Genomic DNA, 16,062 nt, shown 5'->3' with positions numbered 1-16,062 from the left:
TAGGTACTGGTGTTTATTCCTTTAGGTAAAATCAACTATCTATAAATATCCGTTAATTTGTCGTTTTTAAAAATCAGCGTTTTGGGAATAGTTATTTTTCCAAATTGTTCCGCTAGAGAAATTCCCAAGAATGCATTATACGCGTCTTTACCATATTCTTTAATCAAATCTGTCGCCATTTTTCCACTATCAAATTCCCAAACTTCAAAGTTTTGACTATTACGAACGATGTTACTTACGGTAAAATATTCTTCTTTCCACACATCACTTACCATTGATTTACTCATTCCCGCTTCTAATTTCCCTTGTAAGATTTTATTTCCAATGTTTTCTCCATATTTAACTACGAGTTTGTCTTTGAGTCTTTGCTTATTTTGACGTATTTTCTCTATTAATTGGTCTTGTAAAATTTTCTTTTCTTTTGTTTCTTTTCCTCTTTCTTCACCAATACTTTTGGCTTTATTTCGCATATCAGTTAGAGATTCGCTATCTCTATACATTACTTCAATTTCATCATTAGATAGTTTGTACTGTTTTAACCAAGAATTTTCTTCAACATCATTTTCATCTTCAACAGAACCATCTTGAAATACTATTGTGCCTTTATCAAGTAGAAATTTATGATAAAAAGGGCTATAATAAATTTCGCCATTTGCAATCTCACCTTTGGAATATTTATATTCTCCATCATCAGGAATTAAATCAGCAGAATAATCAACAGAAGACATAGGTTCTTTAACTGTTCCAGTAAATGAATCTCCGTTATTAAAAGTCAATTTCACTTTTTTGGATTTTTTTATATAGTCATTAAAAATGCTAGAATTTATTTCCTGTTCAACTAAATCATTGATAGATGTTTCTAATTTCAACTCTTTATATATAATTTCAAGGTTGTAATTAGTATTAGTCATCGTTTTAATAATTGGTTCTTCACCAATTTTCTTATTTGTAGTAATTCCTATAATATTTTTATTGTTAGATACCTTAAATACACCTTTAAGTCTAATTATTTTTTTAATTGTGTTTCTACCTTCATATTCATATTTTTTCCAAATTCCATCAATGTATGAATTTCCATCTTCTGCATAGAAACATCTCCCACTTACAATTGTATCTGCTACTTTTTTATTACGATTTGTTAGAAATGTTAAAATTTGATTTTCTACAAATTGGTTATTATTAACATATCCAATAGCAACATAATCATACTCTTTACCATAATCTCCATCATACTCTCCATAAGAAATTGTTTTAAGACTACCTTTTTTTTCTGAAGTAGTTTGTGAGTGTGAAAAGGTTATAAATCCAAATGATAAAGCGATTAATAAAACAAACTTTATTTTTTTCTGAGATAATACTATCGATAGATTTATTTGACGTTTCATAATAATTATAGTTTTATCCGACATTTGTTTTGAGAAAATTGTTTATTAATATTGATAGACCAACTTTCCCCTAATCGTTTAAGAATACTGTCTTCAAAGGTTGCTATTGTTTTACTAATCTCGCTATGATAAAATTCTGTTGTCCAATTGTTTTTATTGGACGATAAATAAATATTATTGTGATTTTGTATCAAATAATTAATAATTGTATGTGCATCAAAAACACATTCATTTGGAATTACTGATTGAATTATTGTTTGGATTGTGTTTTTCATTTAATTTATTTAGTGTTGATTAAAGTTGTGTTAGATTCTTGAATTCTGCATTTTCACACTAGCTGTCCGTTAACTTATATTTATATGCCTGATAAAATCACATACCCACCCGAATCTAGGTAGTTAAATTCTTAACAAACGTAGCGTTTATTTTTCTTTAAATCAATTTCAATACCGTTTATTACTTCCGGATCATTTCCTTCATTGTCTCCAATTGGATTTCCATTTTTTGTATGATCGCTTCTTTCTCGGCCAGTTGTTCCAGTAGCGCCTTTTCTCTAATGGTCTCAAAACGGTAGGGTAAATATTCCCCCAACTGGGCAATAAAATTGTGTTTCAATACCATGCTAAGTTTCCATAAAATAGCAAATTGCAGGGAATCTCTCTTAAAATAATCGTTCAATCCCGTGGGGATGATGCCCAAGTCCCTCGCCACGTCTGCTTTCTTAATTTTGTTATGAACAATGTGGTAATGAATAAAATTACCAATCAAAGGGTACCGTTCGCCAAGATCTTTCTTGTATTTCTTACTGCTGTTTATCATTTTTGTATGTTTTATTCTATAAAAATAATTATTTTTATCAATAAAATGGTGTTAATAACTAATAATGTTGGTTTTAATTACCTCTGTTATTGGTTTAAAGTACCAGTAGTATTGGTTTTTAATACCAGTATTGTTGGTTTTAAGTGCCAGTACTATTGGTATTGAAAGCCAGTATTATTGGTTTTTTTTACCTGTATTATTGATTGTAAGTACCAGTATTGTTGGTTTTTATTGCCAGTATTATTGGTGTTAATGCCTAATTTATAAAGATAATCGGAGATTATGGCTGGATAATACCTTATGTTACATAGACTTTTACCTGCTAAGATGCTAAATGTCTATCATTGACAAACTTTTTACTCGGTTTTATAAGCGTGAATAGACTGTCCTACAAGCTTCCAATCGCCATTTACTTTTTCTAATAACCGAATCTCATGCGAAAAGGTTTTTTTACCGTCTTTGGCAATCGATACTTCATCATGACTAACCCAGGCATTATCGTCGTGAATGCTCATTTTGTAATTGGAGTTCATAGAACTACCGCCACTGGCATTCATAATTGGTTTTATCATAGCTGCCGGAGGTACCTCAAAAGTTTTACCATCAACAGTTGAAATTAAAATTTTGCTGTAAGGCTGTATGTGCCAGCAGGCAGCATGTGCTTTACTATCGCCCGATCTCCAACTGGAAGATTCTTTTTCGAGAAGATTTTTTATGGCTTGCGATTCATTTACTTTAGAATTGCAACTCAATAAAAGTAAGCTTGGAATAAAGAACAGGGCTAATTTTAATTTCATGATAGTATGGTTTTTTGGTTTAAAAGAATTTGAAAGATACGTTTTTTGGGAATATTTTTTTAAATACAAATGAAACAAAATAAATAAACAGTGTTATTGAAACACCTATTCTAATGCCTGTTGGAATAACTGTCTCTCTAAAAGGAATACATCGGTGAGAATTGAAAGAGGAAATAAACCCAGATAGTATTCTTAAAAAAGCGGTGTACAGTACTTTTGTTACACGAACCATTTTTACTCTGGTTTCATTTTTAAAAACTCCAGCGACCTCTTATATAAAAAGCATTTACTAAGTTACTGTATGAATTGGACTGATCTTGGAAAAAGGATTGCAAGATGAAATCGATATCAAAATTGTTGGCGACATTCCATGAATAGGTAGGAAGAAGTACTAACGTATTCTTTTCGGGGGAATAAATAAAAGAAAAATTAAAAGTGCTAATGGGGGAAATTGTTTTTACAATAGTGAAATAAAAATTATAGCGAAAAGGGAAAAGGGATTTTGCCGAAATGTTCGGGCTATAAAGCGACCCATTGGTCAAGAGAACATTCGAAGGATTGCTATTGTATAAGGTCGCCACAGAAACATACCAATTGTTCGAAAAAGTGAGGTCAGACATTAACGATAAATTGAAAGTGTTTGCAGAGTCTACAGCATTTTTTTTGGGATGAAAATAACTCATCTCTCCCTTGAAACCCGCTTTTTTGATGTTGCCAGCCCAACCACCACCTACAACATAATCCGTCTGGTATAATCCTCCCAAGAATTGAAAATCATAATTCCATTTGTTGTATTTGTATAAAAAAGCAGTGGTGGGAGTGTCTTTGTTTTTTTCGAATTTATAGGCGAATTCGATAGAAGCATTGTTGCTTAAGTTGCGTTGAATGCTTACGGCATCACTACCGGGACGTTCTTCATAATCAAACTCCAGGAAGTTATAAGCATTGAAAATATCATTGGCATTCCAAACATTTGTGATGCCCCAATTAATGCGTTGTCGACCAATTATGACGTCCCATTTTTCGTTGGAATACTCAAGTAGCATTCTGTCGATTACGGATTGAGCCACAATCGATTTTTCATCAATCCATAAAAAAGAAAGATCAAATAAACCGTTTTCCTGATCAATTGATTTGCCAAATTCAGGCGTCTGTTTGATTAATTCCCCATAAAAAATCCGAGTCCGAATTTCCAATCGACCGGTAAATTTTGGAGTCATGTTGACTTTAAAGTTCAATCGATTGTGAATTAAATTTGCCGATGCATTCGAATCGATTTTTTGGATAAAATAAGTGCTTTGCATGTCTTTTATATACCCTTTGAGTTCTATCAACGGTGTTTTTGTACCCTCAGTTTGAGCCGTGACTGTCATATAGGGGAAATATAGAATGCCGAGTAAGATGTAGATGTGAAATTTCACAATAGCGTATTTTATTCCAACAGTTGTTCGTGTAGTATGGTTGTGGGAGCAGTATCTGCAACAATTTTTCCGTCCTCAAGAGTGATGACCCTTCGGGCTCTATTGATGACTCTTTGGTCATGTGTAGAGAATACAAAAGTCATGTTTTCTTCCTGATTGAGTTTGAGCATCATGTCCAGTAAATTTTCTGCCGAAACAGAATCGAGATTTGCCGTGGGTTCATCGGCTAAAATAAATTGAGGTTTTGGAGCCAAAGCCCTTGCCACGGCAACGCGCTGTTGTTGCCCGCCCGATAATTCTCTTGGTCTTTTATTGATTTTATCTTCGAGTCCTATTTGTTTGAGTAATTCTGAAACACGTTGATCCGTTTCTTTTTTGGAACGCTTTTGCAAAAGCATAATAAATTCAATATTCTCTTTGGTGGTAAGCACCGGAATTAAATTGTAGGATTGAAAAACAAAACCAATATTGTTCAATCGAAAGTCAATTAATTCATTGCCTTTGAGTTTTGTGATATTGGTTCCGTTGATTTCAACAAAACCCTCCGAAGGAATGTCCAATCCTCCAATCATGTTCAGTAAAGTCGTTTTTCCGGAACCCGAAGGTCCTTTTATAGCGGTAAATTCTCCTCGCGAAATGTGGAGATGCACTTTGTTTAAAGCATATACCGGAATGGTTTTTTCGTCATATATCTTCGATAAGTTGTGCGCATCGATAACTGTTTTTTGCATAGCGATTATTTTTTTAAAGATTCCGCCGGATTCAATTGTAATGCTCTTCTTGCGGGTAATAAAGCCGAGAATATTGCTGTTATCACAACCAAAAGCATAATGATTTCAAACTGCCTTACTGTTAAGCTGGGATAAATGATGGAACTGTACCCAAAACTGGAATACACCTCCGAAAAATTACTGAAATCGATTCCCGTCCGCTGGCTTATGGCAATAGAGAGAAAACCAAGTAGCATTCCTATTGGGCAACCAGCCAATATCAGGAAAAAAGTTTCCAGAAGAATCATCATGAATATTTTGAATTTATTCATGCCTAAGGCAAGTAGCATTCCAATTTCTCGAGTTCTTTCCAATACCGCCATCATCATGGTGTTGACAATTCCAAAAGCCAATGCCAACAGTATAATTCCCATAAAGATGAACACCATTTGGTCACCCACAGAAACCGTTAATCTTAGTTCAGGCGCGATTTCCATCCAGCTCATAATTTCGGTACCGGGAAATTCTTGTTTCCATTCGTTTTGGGTTTCATTTAGAGATTTACTGGATTGAAGCAGTACGGCAATTTCATTCACCTCATTGGGAATTCCTGCAAGTGAGTCAATGTCACTGATTTTGACAAAAACATTACTGTCATCATACGGTGTGTTGATGGTTTTATAAATTGCTTTGATTCTAAAAGCAGCCGATGCCAAATTGCCATTTTTATCCTGAAAAGTTAGAATGGTTTTTTTGTTGAGGTTGAGGTTGAGTTTTTTTCGAAGCTTTTCACTTACTATAATTTCATTATTTTTTTTGGGATCAAAATAACTTCCTTTAATGATTTTTCCCTTGAGATTCGTAAGTTGTTGTTCGAGTTCCGGGATTACACCATTAATTGTGATACCACTACTGCCAGAAGGGGAAGCAATCATTCCTTTGATGATTATGCGGGCTGAAGCGGCTTTTACTTTATTGTCTTTGCGTATAACTTCAAGCATCTTTTTACCCTTCGGCAAATGATATTTTATTTCGTACTCTTTTCTGAATTCGCGATTGTGCAATTGTATGTGTGATAATTCGCTTGTGATGGCACTATTTACCCGTTGTTCAATCATGCCATTGTAAAAAGCCATCATAAAAATACCTGCCCATAAACCAATGCTTACTGCTGTGATAATAATGAGGCTTCTTTTTTTGCTTCTCCAAATGTTTCTGCTGGCGATTTTTGTCAACATAATGGTTTTTTTTTTATTTTTTCATCGCTTCTACTGGATTCAAACTGTTTACGTGCCATAGCGGATACAAGCCAATAATCACCGCCATTGCCAAAACAATTAGGGATTGGTTGATGAAGATGTTTTTGTCAACAGCAGTAGGGAAGAGGGCTTCAAAACCAAATTGCTCATAGACTTTGGCTATTTCCCCGCCAAAACGGATAGGCTTTTCTTTTAAATAAATGACTAACGGTAAACTCAACACAAAGCCCAAAAGCACTCCAAACAAAGTGATGAGGATGGTTTCTCCGAATAAAATCAATTCTAATTCAGATTTTTTCATACCAATGGCAATGAGCATACCGAACTCGTATTTGCGTTCGGCGGTCATCATTAAAACTGTTCCAAACAGTCCGAAACCGATGATGATGTATAGTATTCCCGAAAAAATGTAAAATGAAAATCCGTCAGCTTTAATGTGATTGGCTATTTCTGGCATCATTTGCTGCCAAGGCATTATTTCGTATTTATTTCCTATTTGAATTTTTAAATTTTGCACAATAGCATCAGTATTCTCAGGGTTGTCAATTCCGAATGAGATTGAAGTAAGTCTGTTTTCGGCGCTCAAAAAATATTGGGTGGCTGTCAATGGTGCATACACAAAAGAGTCATTCATCGCCGGTGATGCAAGATGTACGATGCCTTTTATTTTGTATTTTCCAGCGGCCATTGCGCCATGAAATCCTTGGCCAAAAAGCACAACAGTATCATTGATATTGGCGCCCAATCGTTTGGCTAAACCTTCTGCAAGGAGTATGTTGCCTTCCTCGTTTTTGAAATAACTACCCTTGGTTATTTTCTTTTTTAATTGGGTTAGACTGTTTTCTTTCACAGCATCGGTTCCTACAAGAAGGCATCCTTTGGTACTGTTTCCTTTAGAAACCAAAACAAAAGTTTCTAGGCGAGGAGCAATTTTCTTTATTTGATTATTTTGCTGGAGTTGGAAGGTTAAGGCATTTTTTAATTCAAAGCTGTTGTCCAAAACCTGTTCGTCCCAATAACCCTTTTGGTGAATTTGAATATACCCAGAGTAATAACCAACCACGTTTTTTATTAAATTATTAAAAACACCATTTTGAAATGATTTCATTAAAACCGCAAACAAGACCGCAAATGCAATAGATGCCATTGTAATTAGTGTTCGTCGGCTGTTGCGCCAAAGGTTCCTCCAAATTAATTTGAGTATCATTTTGCCTTGGTTATGTTTTGGGTGTTAAAAAAGGAATCGTCCAAAGGAGTGTCAAAAATCAAAGAATTGTAAATCAACACGGTTTTGTTTCCTTTTTTGTTAGCAGGAATCATTTCCATTTTTCCGGGCAATAATCGGTCGCCTAATAGTTTTATATCTGAGCAATGCATAGTGTTGATCAGAGCGCCGTCTTCATCATAATATTCGACATGGAGCATCATAAAGTCTTTTTTGTCAATAGCCATGATTACTTTTCCCCAAACTACAGCCGATTTTGGTTTGGGCAGGAGTTGAATTTTATAACATATTCTTCCGTCTATGGTGACATCTTCTAAAAAAGAATGGTTGTAATCTTCCAGAATAGAAGCTTCTTTGACCAAATCATCATTGGTGAAATCGGTTCCCATCCAACTCTGACTCATCATCGAAGGGGGCATTTTGATGTTTCGTTCTATAGAGGGAATCCAATTCCATACTTCCTTTTTTCGTTTCAGGAATACGACTCCTTTTTCTTTGGCAGGAGCCAAAACCAATATAAAACTCAAATCATTGCCTTTTGTCCAGGCTTTTACGGTCATTTCTCGTGTCCAGCTTGGTCGGATTGTTTGAATGGTAATATTGGCGACAGAGGTCTTACCTTTGGCTTTTTCGTCTGCTTTTTTTACAATATCTTTTGCATCTTGCGACAAAGCAATGATTGATAAATGAAAAAATAATAGGAGTAGTATCTTTTTCATGTTAAAAGTAATTTTTTGGCGAATAAGATATTGTTATTCATCATTTCTATTTTCAGATTTTGGAAATAGGATGGTTGTATATGTCAATTTTAAACGTAAATCGGTTTTACTTTGTTTAACCCTTTGGGTATAATTCGTAAAATATAATTTAACACATAGAGAGCTATGAGTGCTTTAAATAAGTGAAAAGCCTACTTTTTAGCATACAAAAATTATGTTTCTATGTGCTTAAAATAATTTCACCCAACGAGTTTTGTTTAATGAAAAAGTAGGTTTTGCGAAAAGACAAAGAGCTTAATTGTTAAAAAAGCATCCTGATTTATGTTCTATATTCAGTAAACTGTTTATTGGTTTTTTATTCGTGAGATTTGTGATGATTGAACCAAAACGGGACTGAATAGATGTATCTCAAAGGTAGCAAAATATCTTTTTATGGGAAGTGTAAATGAAGGATTTATTTTGAATTAAGTATTTGGTTAGTAGTATTTTATTTAAAAATAGAATGACTTTGTCTATTTTGGTTTATTGGTGTTTAATGCTTTAGTTTTTTTTGTAATGTTTAGTTTTTTTCTGCTTGAAGTTTTAATTTGGAAGAGTTAGTTTTAGTACTCTTTTAAGCCTTGTAATGGAAGTAAAGCAATAGCGAATAGTGCAATCTCTAAAGCATACTAAACAGGAATTCATAAAACATTTTTAATTTTTCAAGTGAAGTAATTATCTAATTTTTAAATTAACCTATCTTTGCCCACTGATAAAAAGACTATATGAAGTTTGACTTACTAAAAACAGACCCGCAATCAAAAGCTCGTGCGGGAAGTATTACTACAGATCATGGTGTTATTGAAACGCCTATTTTTATGCCTGTTGGAACAGCTGCCTCTGTAAAAGGAGTACACCAGCGAGAATTGAAAGAAGAAATAAACCCAGATATTATTCTTGGAAATACCTATCACTTGTATTTGCGTCCACAAACCGAAATTCTTGAAAAAGCGGGAGGGTTGCATAAATTCATGAATTGGGATCGTAATATTTTGACGGATTCTGGAGGATATCAAGTATATTCTCTTTCGGCAAACCGTAAAATTAAAGAAGAAGGAGTAAAGTTTAAATCACATATTGATGGTTCATACCATTTTTTTACTCCAGAGAATGTAATGGAAATTCAACGTACCATTGGAGCCGATATTATCATGGCTTTTGATGAATGTACGCCTTATCCATGTGATTATCGGTATGCACAACGCTCAATGCACATGACACACCGTTGGTTGGATCGTTGTATCAATCATTTAGAGAAAGTGCCTGTGAAATATGGTTACGAACAAACTTTTTTCCCGATTATACAAGGGAGTACCTATAAGGATTTGCGACGACAATCAGCCGAATACATTGCGAATTCTAATCAACAAGGAAATGCAATAGGCGGACTTTCAGTAGGAGAGCCTGCTGAAGAAATGTATGCCATGACCGAAGTGGTTTGTGAAATTCTACCTGAAGACAAACCCCGTTATTTGATGGGTGTGGGAACGCCAATTAATATTTTGGAAAATATAGCACTTGGAATTGATATGTTTGATTGTGTGATGCCAACACGTAACGCCAGAAATGGAATGTTGTTTACGGCTAATGGAACTATCAATATCAAGAATAAAAAATGGGAAGCCGATTTTTCGCCAATAGATGAAATGGCCTATACTTTTGTTGATACGGAATATTCTAAGTCATATTTGCGTCACTTGTTTGCGGCCAATGAATATTTGGGGAAACAAATTGCTACGATTCACAATCTAGGTTTCTATATGTGGTTGGTTCGTGAGGCAAGAAAACATATCTTAGCGGGCGATTTTAGACCATGGAAAGAAATGATGGTGAAAAATATGAGCCAAAGATTGTAGATGTGTTTAATCGGTTAATCGTTTATTTGTTTAATAGAATAAACATTCAACGAATAACCGATTCACAGTTAACCGATTCAACGAATAACCGATTCAACGAATAACCGATTCAACCATAACTATGTTAACAATAATTGACAAATACATTTTAAAAAGATATTTAGCCACTTTCTCGGTTATGCTTTTGTTATTTGCTCCAATTGGGATGATTATTGATATATCCGAGAAGATTAATAAAATGATTGAGAATAAAGTGCCGGTTTTAAAAATCGCCATTTATTACTATCATTTTACAATTTACTTTATGAATAACCTCTTTCCGATATTTTTGTTTATATCGGTTATTTGGTTTACCTCAAAATTAGCAAATGACACAGAGATTATTGCTATTCTGAGCTCTGGAATTTCGTTTACGCGATTCATGAGACCATATATTATAGGGGCTTCCATTATATCTGTTATCGTTTTACTTATGGGGTTTTGGGTTATTCCTGTTTCTAGTGAGGGGTACAATAATTTTAGGTACACCTATCTGCGGACAGGTGGTAAAGAACTCATGCGGGGAGATAATACAGATGTATATAGACAGATAAGTGATAATGAGTTTATCTATGTAAATAGTTTTAATAATGAGTCCCAAATGGCTTTCAATTTTTCGTTAGAGCGATTTAAAAAAGAGAAATTAGAATACAAAATAACTGCCAGCAGAATCAAATGGAATCCTAAGGAAAAGAATTATACTTTATATGATTATACCAAAAGAATCGTTGGAAATGAAGGAGACGTGATTGAAAAGGCACCCGAAAAGAAGATGAAATTTAGTTTTGATCTCGAGGATTTGGCACCTGTGGTTTATATTGCAGAGACTTTAAGTTTAGGGGATTTAAATTCGTTTATTGATAAAGAAAGAAAGCGCGGATCGTCCAATATCAATGTTTATTTGGTTGTTTTATATAAAAAATACAGTGTTCCCGTTTCTGCATTTATATTGACAATCATTGCTGTTTCAGTATCTTCCATGAAGCGAAGAGGAGGGATGGGAGCCAATCTGGCCATTGGAATTGCTGTGGCATTTTCATTCGTTTTTTTTGATAAAATATTTGGTGTGCTGGCAGAGAAATCTTCATTTTCACCTTTTTTGGCGGTTTGGATACCGAACATTGTTTTTGGAATATTAGCTGTTTATCTATTACGAAATGCGAAACGATAATTTAAGAAGTTACCTTAATCTACATTTAATTGTTTTTATTTGGGGTTTTACAGCTATTCTAGGGGCATTAATAACGATTCAGTCTGAATTTTTAGTTTGGTATAGAATGTTTTTTGCAGCTATTTTTATTGCTGTTTTTCTTGCAGTCACAAAAAAATCATTTAAAGTTGTTCCCAAGTCATTAATAAAGTTCGTAGTTGTTGGTCTTTTGATAGCCCTACACTGGATTTTCTTTTTTGAGGCTATTAAAGTCTCAACAGTTTCCATAACCTTATCGGTTTTTTCGTTAGGTGCTTTTTTTGCATCATTATTGGAACCATTGTTTTATGGACGAAAAGTTCTTTGGTACGAAGTGTTTTTTGGCTTGATTATAATTGCAGGTTTGGGGTTAATCATGCAAGTAGAGATTAATTATTGGAACGGAATGTTATTGGCGCTTGTTTCCATAATATTGGGAGTGCTCTTTACTTTAATGAACGGAAAGCTAATAGTAAATCATGATCCTTCGGTGATTTCATTTTATGAATTTTTATCCGGTTTTACTTTTATTTCAATCTACTTTTTATTTAAGGGTTCTTTCACTGCAGATTTTTTTCTGCAATCAGCCAAAAATTGGATATTGATAGTGATTCTAGCCTCTATATGTACTGCCTATGCCTTTACGGCTTCGGTAAAAGTGATGCGTCAATTATCGCCATATACAGTAATGTTAACCACTAATCTGGAGCCAGTTTACGGTATTGTTTTGGCTTTTTTTATCATTGGCGGAAAAGAAAAAATGAGTGCTGAGTTTTATATTGGTGCTATTGTAATTGTAATTACGGTACTCTTGAACGGGATCATAAAACACTATAGAAAAGAAGATGAATTGTAAGAATTTTATTTTTTTTAAACCTATTTTTTTCTTCTTGGACAAAAAATAAGTGTAAAACGATATTAAATTTTATATTTGCAGTTCCAAATTGAAAATTAAAAACAATAATAAATACGCACAAATCCTATGGAATATTTAGATTTTGAGCTTCCTATAAAAGAACTTGAAGAACAATTAGATAAATGTGTTGTTATTGGTTTAGAATCTGATGTTGATGTTACAAATACTTGTAAACAAATCAATAAAAAACTAGAAGAAACCAAAAAACAGATTTATAAAAACTTAACAGCTTGGCAACGTGTACAGTTATCAAGACATCCAAGTAGACCTTATACTTTGGATCATATCAAAGGGCTTTGTGGAGAAACTTTTCTTGAACTTCATGGGGATAGAGGTTTTAAAGATGATAAAGCCATGATTGGTGGTTTAGGAAAAATTGGTGGACAATCTTTCATGATTGTCGGACAACAAAAAGGATTCAATACGAAGACTCGTCAGTATAGAAATTTTGGGATGGCCAATCCTGAAGGATACAGAAAAGCATTGCGTTTGATGAAAATGGCAGAGAAGTTTAATATTCCTGTTGTCACCTTAATTGATACTCCAGGTGCTTATCCAGGTTTGGAAGCAGAAGAACGCGGGCAAGGTGAAGCCATTGCACGAAATATTTTTGAAATGGTGCGTTTGAAAGTGCCTATTATTACAATCATTGTTGGTGAAGGTGCTTCGGGAGGAGCATTGGGAATAGGTGTTGGAGATCGAGTTTATATGTTGGAAAACACTTGGTATTCTGTAATTTCACCAGAATCTTGTTCATCCATTTTATGGAAAAGTTGGGACTATAAAGAACAAGCCGCCGAAGCCTTAAAGTTGACTTCAACCGATATGAAAAAACAAAAGTTAGTAGACGATATTATTCCAGAACCTCTAGGAGGAGCTCATTATGACAGAGAGACTACTTTTACTACAGTTGAACAGTATATTATAAAAGGATACAATGAATTGAAAGATTTATCAACAGAAGAATTAATCTCTCAGAGAATGGATAAATACTGTAAAATGGGAGAATTTAAAGAGTAAAAACCCATTTTTAAGATCTTGATCCGAAGCCTTACCGTTTCGGATTTTTTTTTGGTTATAAACAAAAAACAAGTACTTATCAACAATTAATAGTAATAACTCGATAGTTATTTTTTTAGAATTTTAGTTACTTTCGCTACATGGAAAATTTCAAGAATATGAGCGCCGTTAAGGTGGATAAATCAACAATAATAAACCTGGAGAAAGGGAAATTACCGCCGCAAGCATTGGATTTAGAAGAGGCAGTGCTTGGAGCTATGATGATTGATAAAAAAGGAGTAGATGAGGTAATTGATATCCTACAACCTGATGCGTTTTATAAGGATGCGCATAAGTATATTTTTGAAGCTATAGTTCAGCTATTTACAGATACCCAGCCAATCGATTTATTGACCGTTTCCGCTCAACTTAAAAAAAACGCAAAATTAGACCTCGCAGGAGGTGATTTTTACTTAATTCAGCTGACACAAAAGATTTCCTCATCCGCACATATCGAATTTCACTCTAGAATCATTCTTCAAAAGTTTATTCAACGAAGTTTGATTCGAATCTCCTCCGAAATTATTGAAGATGCTTATGATGAAACAGCAGATGTTTTTGATTTGCTGGATAAAGCTGAATCAAAATTATATGAAGTTACCCAAGGAAATATTAAACGTAGTTCCGAAACGGCTCAAAGTTTAGTATTGCAAGCCAAAAAACGTATTGAAGAGATTGCAGGTCAAGAGGGGCTTTCTGGTGTTGCAACGGGTTTTGATAAATTAGATAAATTGACTTCAGGCTGGCAACCGAGTGATTTAATTATTATTGCGGCGAGACCAGCGATGGGGAAAACCGCTTTTGTATTATCGATGGCCAGAAATATAGCTATAGATTTTGGACACCCAGTAGCTTTGTTTTCTCTAGAGATGGCATCGGTACAGTTGATTACAAGGTTAATTTCGTCAGAGACTGGTTTGTCCTCAGAGAAATTACGTACCGGAAAATTGGAAAAACACGAATGGGAGCAGTTAAGCACCAAAGTAAAGAATTTAGAAAAAGCCCCACTTTATATTGATGATACACCTTCCTTATCCATTTTTGATTTAAGAGCAAAAGCGAGACGTCTGGTTTCGCAGCACGGAATAAAAATTATTATTGTCGACTATTTGCAGCTAATGACTGCCGGAGGAAATGGTAAAGGAGGAGGAAATAGGGAGCAGGAAATATCTACTATTTCACGAAATTTAAAGGCTTTGGCTAAAGAATTAAATGTTCCTGTTATTGCACTTTCTCAATTGTCGCGTGCCGTTGAAACTCGTGGTTCTAGTAAAAGACCTTTGCTTTCAGATCTTCGTGAATCTGGAGCAATTGAGCAGGATGCAGATATCGTTTCGTTTTTATACCGTCCCGAATATTATAAAATTGACGAATGGGATGATGATGAAGCGTCTCCAACTGCTGGACAAGCGGAAATTATGATAGCAAAACACAGGAATGGTGGTATTGAAAATGTTCGTTTGAAGTTTATTGGACACTTAGGACGTTTTGATAATTTAGAAGATTACAGTGGTGGTTATGATGACTTACCTAGTAGTATGAATCACGATGAGAGTTCATTTGTTACCAAAAATTTACCATCTGCCAATGAAGCTTTTGGAAGTAATTTTAATAATGATGACGATGATGGAGATGTTCCTTTTTGACATATAATGTCTAATTAGTTTGTGCTAAATTTTGAAATATTAATTGATAAAAAAGAGATTATCCAAATAGGATAATCTCTTTTTTTATAGAACCCGTTCTTAACCCTTTGAAACGATAAGAGGGTGTATCATAACACACCCTCTTTAAGGTTAAAATTGATGACAGAATTATTTTCTTATAATTAATTTTAAAGGAGAAAAGGTAGTTCCTTTTATGTAATAAATTCCGTCTTCCAAGTTTTCAACATTGACAGTATTGATTATGTTTGGTACAACATTAAATGATTTTACAATTCGGCCTAAATTATCCACCACTTTTAAATTACCCTCATAGTCAGTATTTATATTGATATAACCTTTGCTAGGATTTGGATAGAGTATAGCTTTCTTTGTTGTTGTAAAATCTATTGTTCCTAGTGTAGTAATCGTAATACAAGAAGATGTTATACTACAAGCTCCAATAGTAATATCTACTTTGTAATCACCTGAAAGAGTAGGTATGAAAGTGTTGCTATCAATTCCTACAGGTGAATTGTTAGAACAATTATACCATTGGTATGAGGCACCTGTTTGAATTGCTGTTAAGACTCCGGATGTTTGTGTTACATTAGAAATTGGCAAAGCGGTAATGCTTACCACAGCGCTTCCGGTCATGGTATTGGTACAGCTACCGGCTGTTTTCGTAGCCAGCACGGTATAAGTGGCAGCTGTAGTTTGGTTGCCAAAAGAAATTGCTGTGCCTGTTCCGGACACTGGACTTCCTACATCGGTGGCTCCATTTTTTAATTGATAGTTAACGCCCGATTCGGAATTTGCCAAACCAACGGCAACACCGGTTCCTCCTGCGCAATAGGCAGCAGTTCCCGTTACGGCGTAGGCAATTGGCAAAGCGGTAATGCTTACCACAGCGCTTCCGGTCATGGTATTGGTACAGCTACCGGCTGTTTTCGTGGCCAACACGGTATAAGTAGCAGCTGTAGTTT

The 16,062-nt window shown here is 34.5% G+C and carries 15 protein-coding genes; 5 read left to right on the top strand and 10 right to left on the bottom strand.

The window, feature by feature from the left end; translation table 11 throughout:
• Nucleotides 1–35 precede the first annotated feature (35 nt).
• The 9 genes from KZH69_RS12100 to KZH69_RS12060 all read right to left on the bottom strand — a co-directional run bounded on the left by KZH69_RS12100 (nucleotide 36) and on the right by KZH69_RS12060 (nucleotide 8,335).
• Entirely contained in the window at nucleotides 36–1,385 is a 1,350-nt protein-coding gene (locus tag KZH69_RS12100) for a hypothetical protein (RefSeq protein ID WP_219317739.1), read from the bottom strand.
• A gap of 5 nt (nucleotides 1,386–1,390) precedes the next feature.
• A complete protein-coding gene (locus KZH69_RS12095) occupies nucleotides 1,391–1,660 on the bottom strand; it encodes a hypothetical protein (RefSeq protein ID WP_219317738.1) in 270 nt (89 codons plus the stop codon).
• 181 nt (nucleotides 1,661–1,841) lie between these two features.
• A complete protein-coding gene (locus KZH69_RS12090) occupies nucleotides 1,842–2,204 on the bottom strand; it encodes a transcriptional regulator (RefSeq protein ID WP_219317737.1) in 363 nt (120 codons plus the stop codon).
• Nucleotides 2,205–2,560: 356 nt separating this feature from the next.
• The gene (locus KZH69_RS12085; protein WP_219317736.1) at nucleotides 2,561–3,001 is read right to left on the bottom strand and encodes an endo-arabinase; all 441 of its coding nucleotides are present in this window, start codon (nucleotides 2,999–3,001) and stop codon (nucleotides 2,561–2,563) included.
• 251 nt (nucleotides 3,002–3,252) lie between these two features.
• A complete protein-coding gene (locus KZH69_RS12080; protein WP_219317735.1) occupies nucleotides 3,253–4,422 on the bottom strand; it encodes a hypothetical protein in 1,170 nt (389 codons plus the stop codon).
• 11 nt (nucleotides 4,423–4,433) lie between these two features.
• The gene (locus KZH69_RS12075) at nucleotides 4,434–5,153 is read right to left on the bottom strand and encodes an ABC transporter ATP-binding protein (protein WP_219317734.1); all 720 of its coding nucleotides are present in this window, start codon (nucleotides 5,151–5,153) and stop codon (nucleotides 4,434–4,436) included.
• A gap of 5 nt (nucleotides 5,154–5,158) precedes the next feature.
• Nucleotides 5,159–6,370, bottom strand: a complete 1,212-nt coding sequence (locus tag KZH69_RS12070) for an ABC transporter permease (RefSeq protein ID WP_219317733.1) — start codon at nucleotides 6,368–6,370, stop codon at nucleotides 5,159–5,161.
• Nucleotides 6,371–6,383: 13 nt separating this feature from the next.
• A complete protein-coding gene (locus KZH69_RS12065) occupies nucleotides 6,384–7,598 on the bottom strand; it encodes an ABC transporter permease (RefSeq protein WP_219317732.1) in 1,215 nt (404 codons plus the stop codon).
• Nucleotides 7,595–8,335 (bottom strand): outer membrane lipoprotein-sorting protein, encoded by a 741-nt coding sequence (locus KZH69_RS12060; RefSeq protein ID WP_219317731.1) that lies wholly within the window; start codon nucleotides 8,333–8,335, stop codon nucleotides 7,595–7,597. The genes KZH69_RS12065 and KZH69_RS12060 overlap by 4 nt, the downstream gene beginning before the upstream one ends.
• Before the next feature lie 764 nt (nucleotides 8,336–9,099).
• Here KZH69_RS12060 and tgt point away from each other — a divergent pair.
• The 5 genes from tgt (at nucleotide 9,100) to dnaB (ending at nucleotide 15,079) form a co-directional block, all read left to right on the top strand.
• Nucleotides 9,100–10,230 (top strand): tRNA guanosine(34) transglycosylase Tgt, encoded by a 1,131-nt coding sequence (tgt, locus tag KZH69_RS12055; protein WP_219317730.1) that lies wholly within the window; start codon nucleotides 9,100–9,102, stop codon nucleotides 10,228–10,230.
• A 121-nt stretch (nucleotides 10,231–10,351) separates the two neighbouring features.
• Nucleotides 10,352–11,440: an LptF/LptG family permease gene (locus KZH69_RS12050; protein ID WP_219317729.1), complete on the top strand. Its 1,089-nt coding sequence runs from the start codon at nucleotides 10,352–10,354 to the stop codon at nucleotides 11,438–11,440.
• Nucleotides 11,427–12,314, top strand: a complete 888-nt coding sequence (locus KZH69_RS12045) for a DMT family transporter (protein WP_219317728.1) — start codon at nucleotides 11,427–11,429, stop codon at nucleotides 12,312–12,314. Before KZH69_RS12050 ends, KZH69_RS12045 begins: the two co-directional genes overlap by 14 nt.
• Nucleotides 12,315–12,440: 126 nt before the next feature.
• Nucleotides 12,441–13,394, top strand: coding sequence for an acetyl-CoA carboxylase carboxyltransferase subunit alpha (locus KZH69_RS12040; RefSeq protein ID WP_219317727.1), 954 nt, complete (start codon nucleotides 12,441–12,443; stop codon nucleotides 13,392–13,394).
• Nucleotides 13,395–13,534: 140 nt separating this feature from the next.
• A complete protein-coding gene (gene dnaB, locus KZH69_RS12035) occupies nucleotides 13,535–15,079 on the top strand; it encodes a replicative DNA helicase (protein ID WP_219317726.1) in 1,545 nt (514 codons plus the stop codon).
• A gap of 168 nt (nucleotides 15,080–15,247) precedes the next feature.
• On the opposite strand, the gene KZH69_RS12030 is transcribed toward dnaB, so the two are convergent.
• Nucleotides 15,248–16,062: T9SS type A sorting domain-containing protein (locus tag KZH69_RS12030; protein ID WP_219317725.1), on the bottom strand; the 815-nt coding region annotated here is incomplete at its 5' end.

The organism is Flavobacterium taihuense (assembly GCF_019351435.1).
GTDB classification, from domain to species: Bacteria; Bacteroidota; Bacteroidia; order Flavobacteriales; family Flavobacteriaceae; genus Flavobacterium; species Flavobacterium taihuense.
Note: the sequence above shows the minus strand (reverse complement) of the source record. Positions and strands in the feature narration are given on the sequence as shown.

Coding starts and splice junctions, on each gene's coding strand:
- KZH69_RS12100 (WP_219317739.1), bottom strand. CDS start 1,385: ATGAAACGTCAAATAAATCTATCGATAGTATTATCTCAGAAAAAAATA.
- KZH69_RS12095 (WP_219317738.1), bottom strand. CDS start 1,660: ATGAAAAACACAATCCAAACAATAATTCAATCAGTAATTCCAAATGAA.
- KZH69_RS12090 (WP_219317737.1), bottom strand. CDS start 2,204: ATGATAAACAGCAGTAAGAAATACAAGAAAGATCTTGGCGAACGGTAC.
- KZH69_RS12085 (WP_219317736.1), bottom strand. CDS start 3,001: ATGAAATTAAAATTAGCCCTGTTCTTTATTCCAAGCTTACTTTTATTG.
- KZH69_RS12075 (WP_219317734.1), bottom strand. CDS start 5,153: ATGCAAAAAACAGTTATCGATGCGCACAACTTATCGAAGATATATGAC.
- KZH69_RS12070 (WP_219317733.1), bottom strand. CDS start 6,370: ATGTTGACAAAAATCGCCAGCAGAAACATTTGGAGAAGCAAAAAAAGA.
- KZH69_RS12065 (WP_219317732.1), bottom strand. CDS start 7,598: ATGATACTCAAATTAATTTGGAGGAACCTTTGGCGCAACAGCCGACGA.
- KZH69_RS12060 (WP_219317731.1), bottom strand. CDS start 8,335: ATGAAAAAGATACTACTCCTATTATTTTTTCATTTATCAATCATTGCT.
- tgt (WP_219317730.1), top strand. CDS start 9,100: ATGAAGTTTGACTTACTAAAAACAGACCCGCAATCAAAAGCTCGTGCG.
- KZH69_RS12050 (WP_219317729.1), top strand. CDS start 10,352: ATGTTAACAATAATTGACAAATACATTTTAAAAAGATATTTAGCCACT.
- KZH69_RS12045 (WP_219317728.1), top strand. CDS start 11,427: ATGCGAAACGATAATTTAAGAAGTTACCTTAATCTACATTTAATTGTT.
- KZH69_RS12040 (WP_219317727.1), top strand. CDS start 12,441: ATGGAATATTTAGATTTTGAGCTTCCTATAAAAGAACTTGAAGAACAA.
- dnaB (WP_219317726.1), top strand. CDS start 13,535: ATGGAAAATTTCAAGAATATGAGCGCCGTTAAGGTGGATAAATCAACA.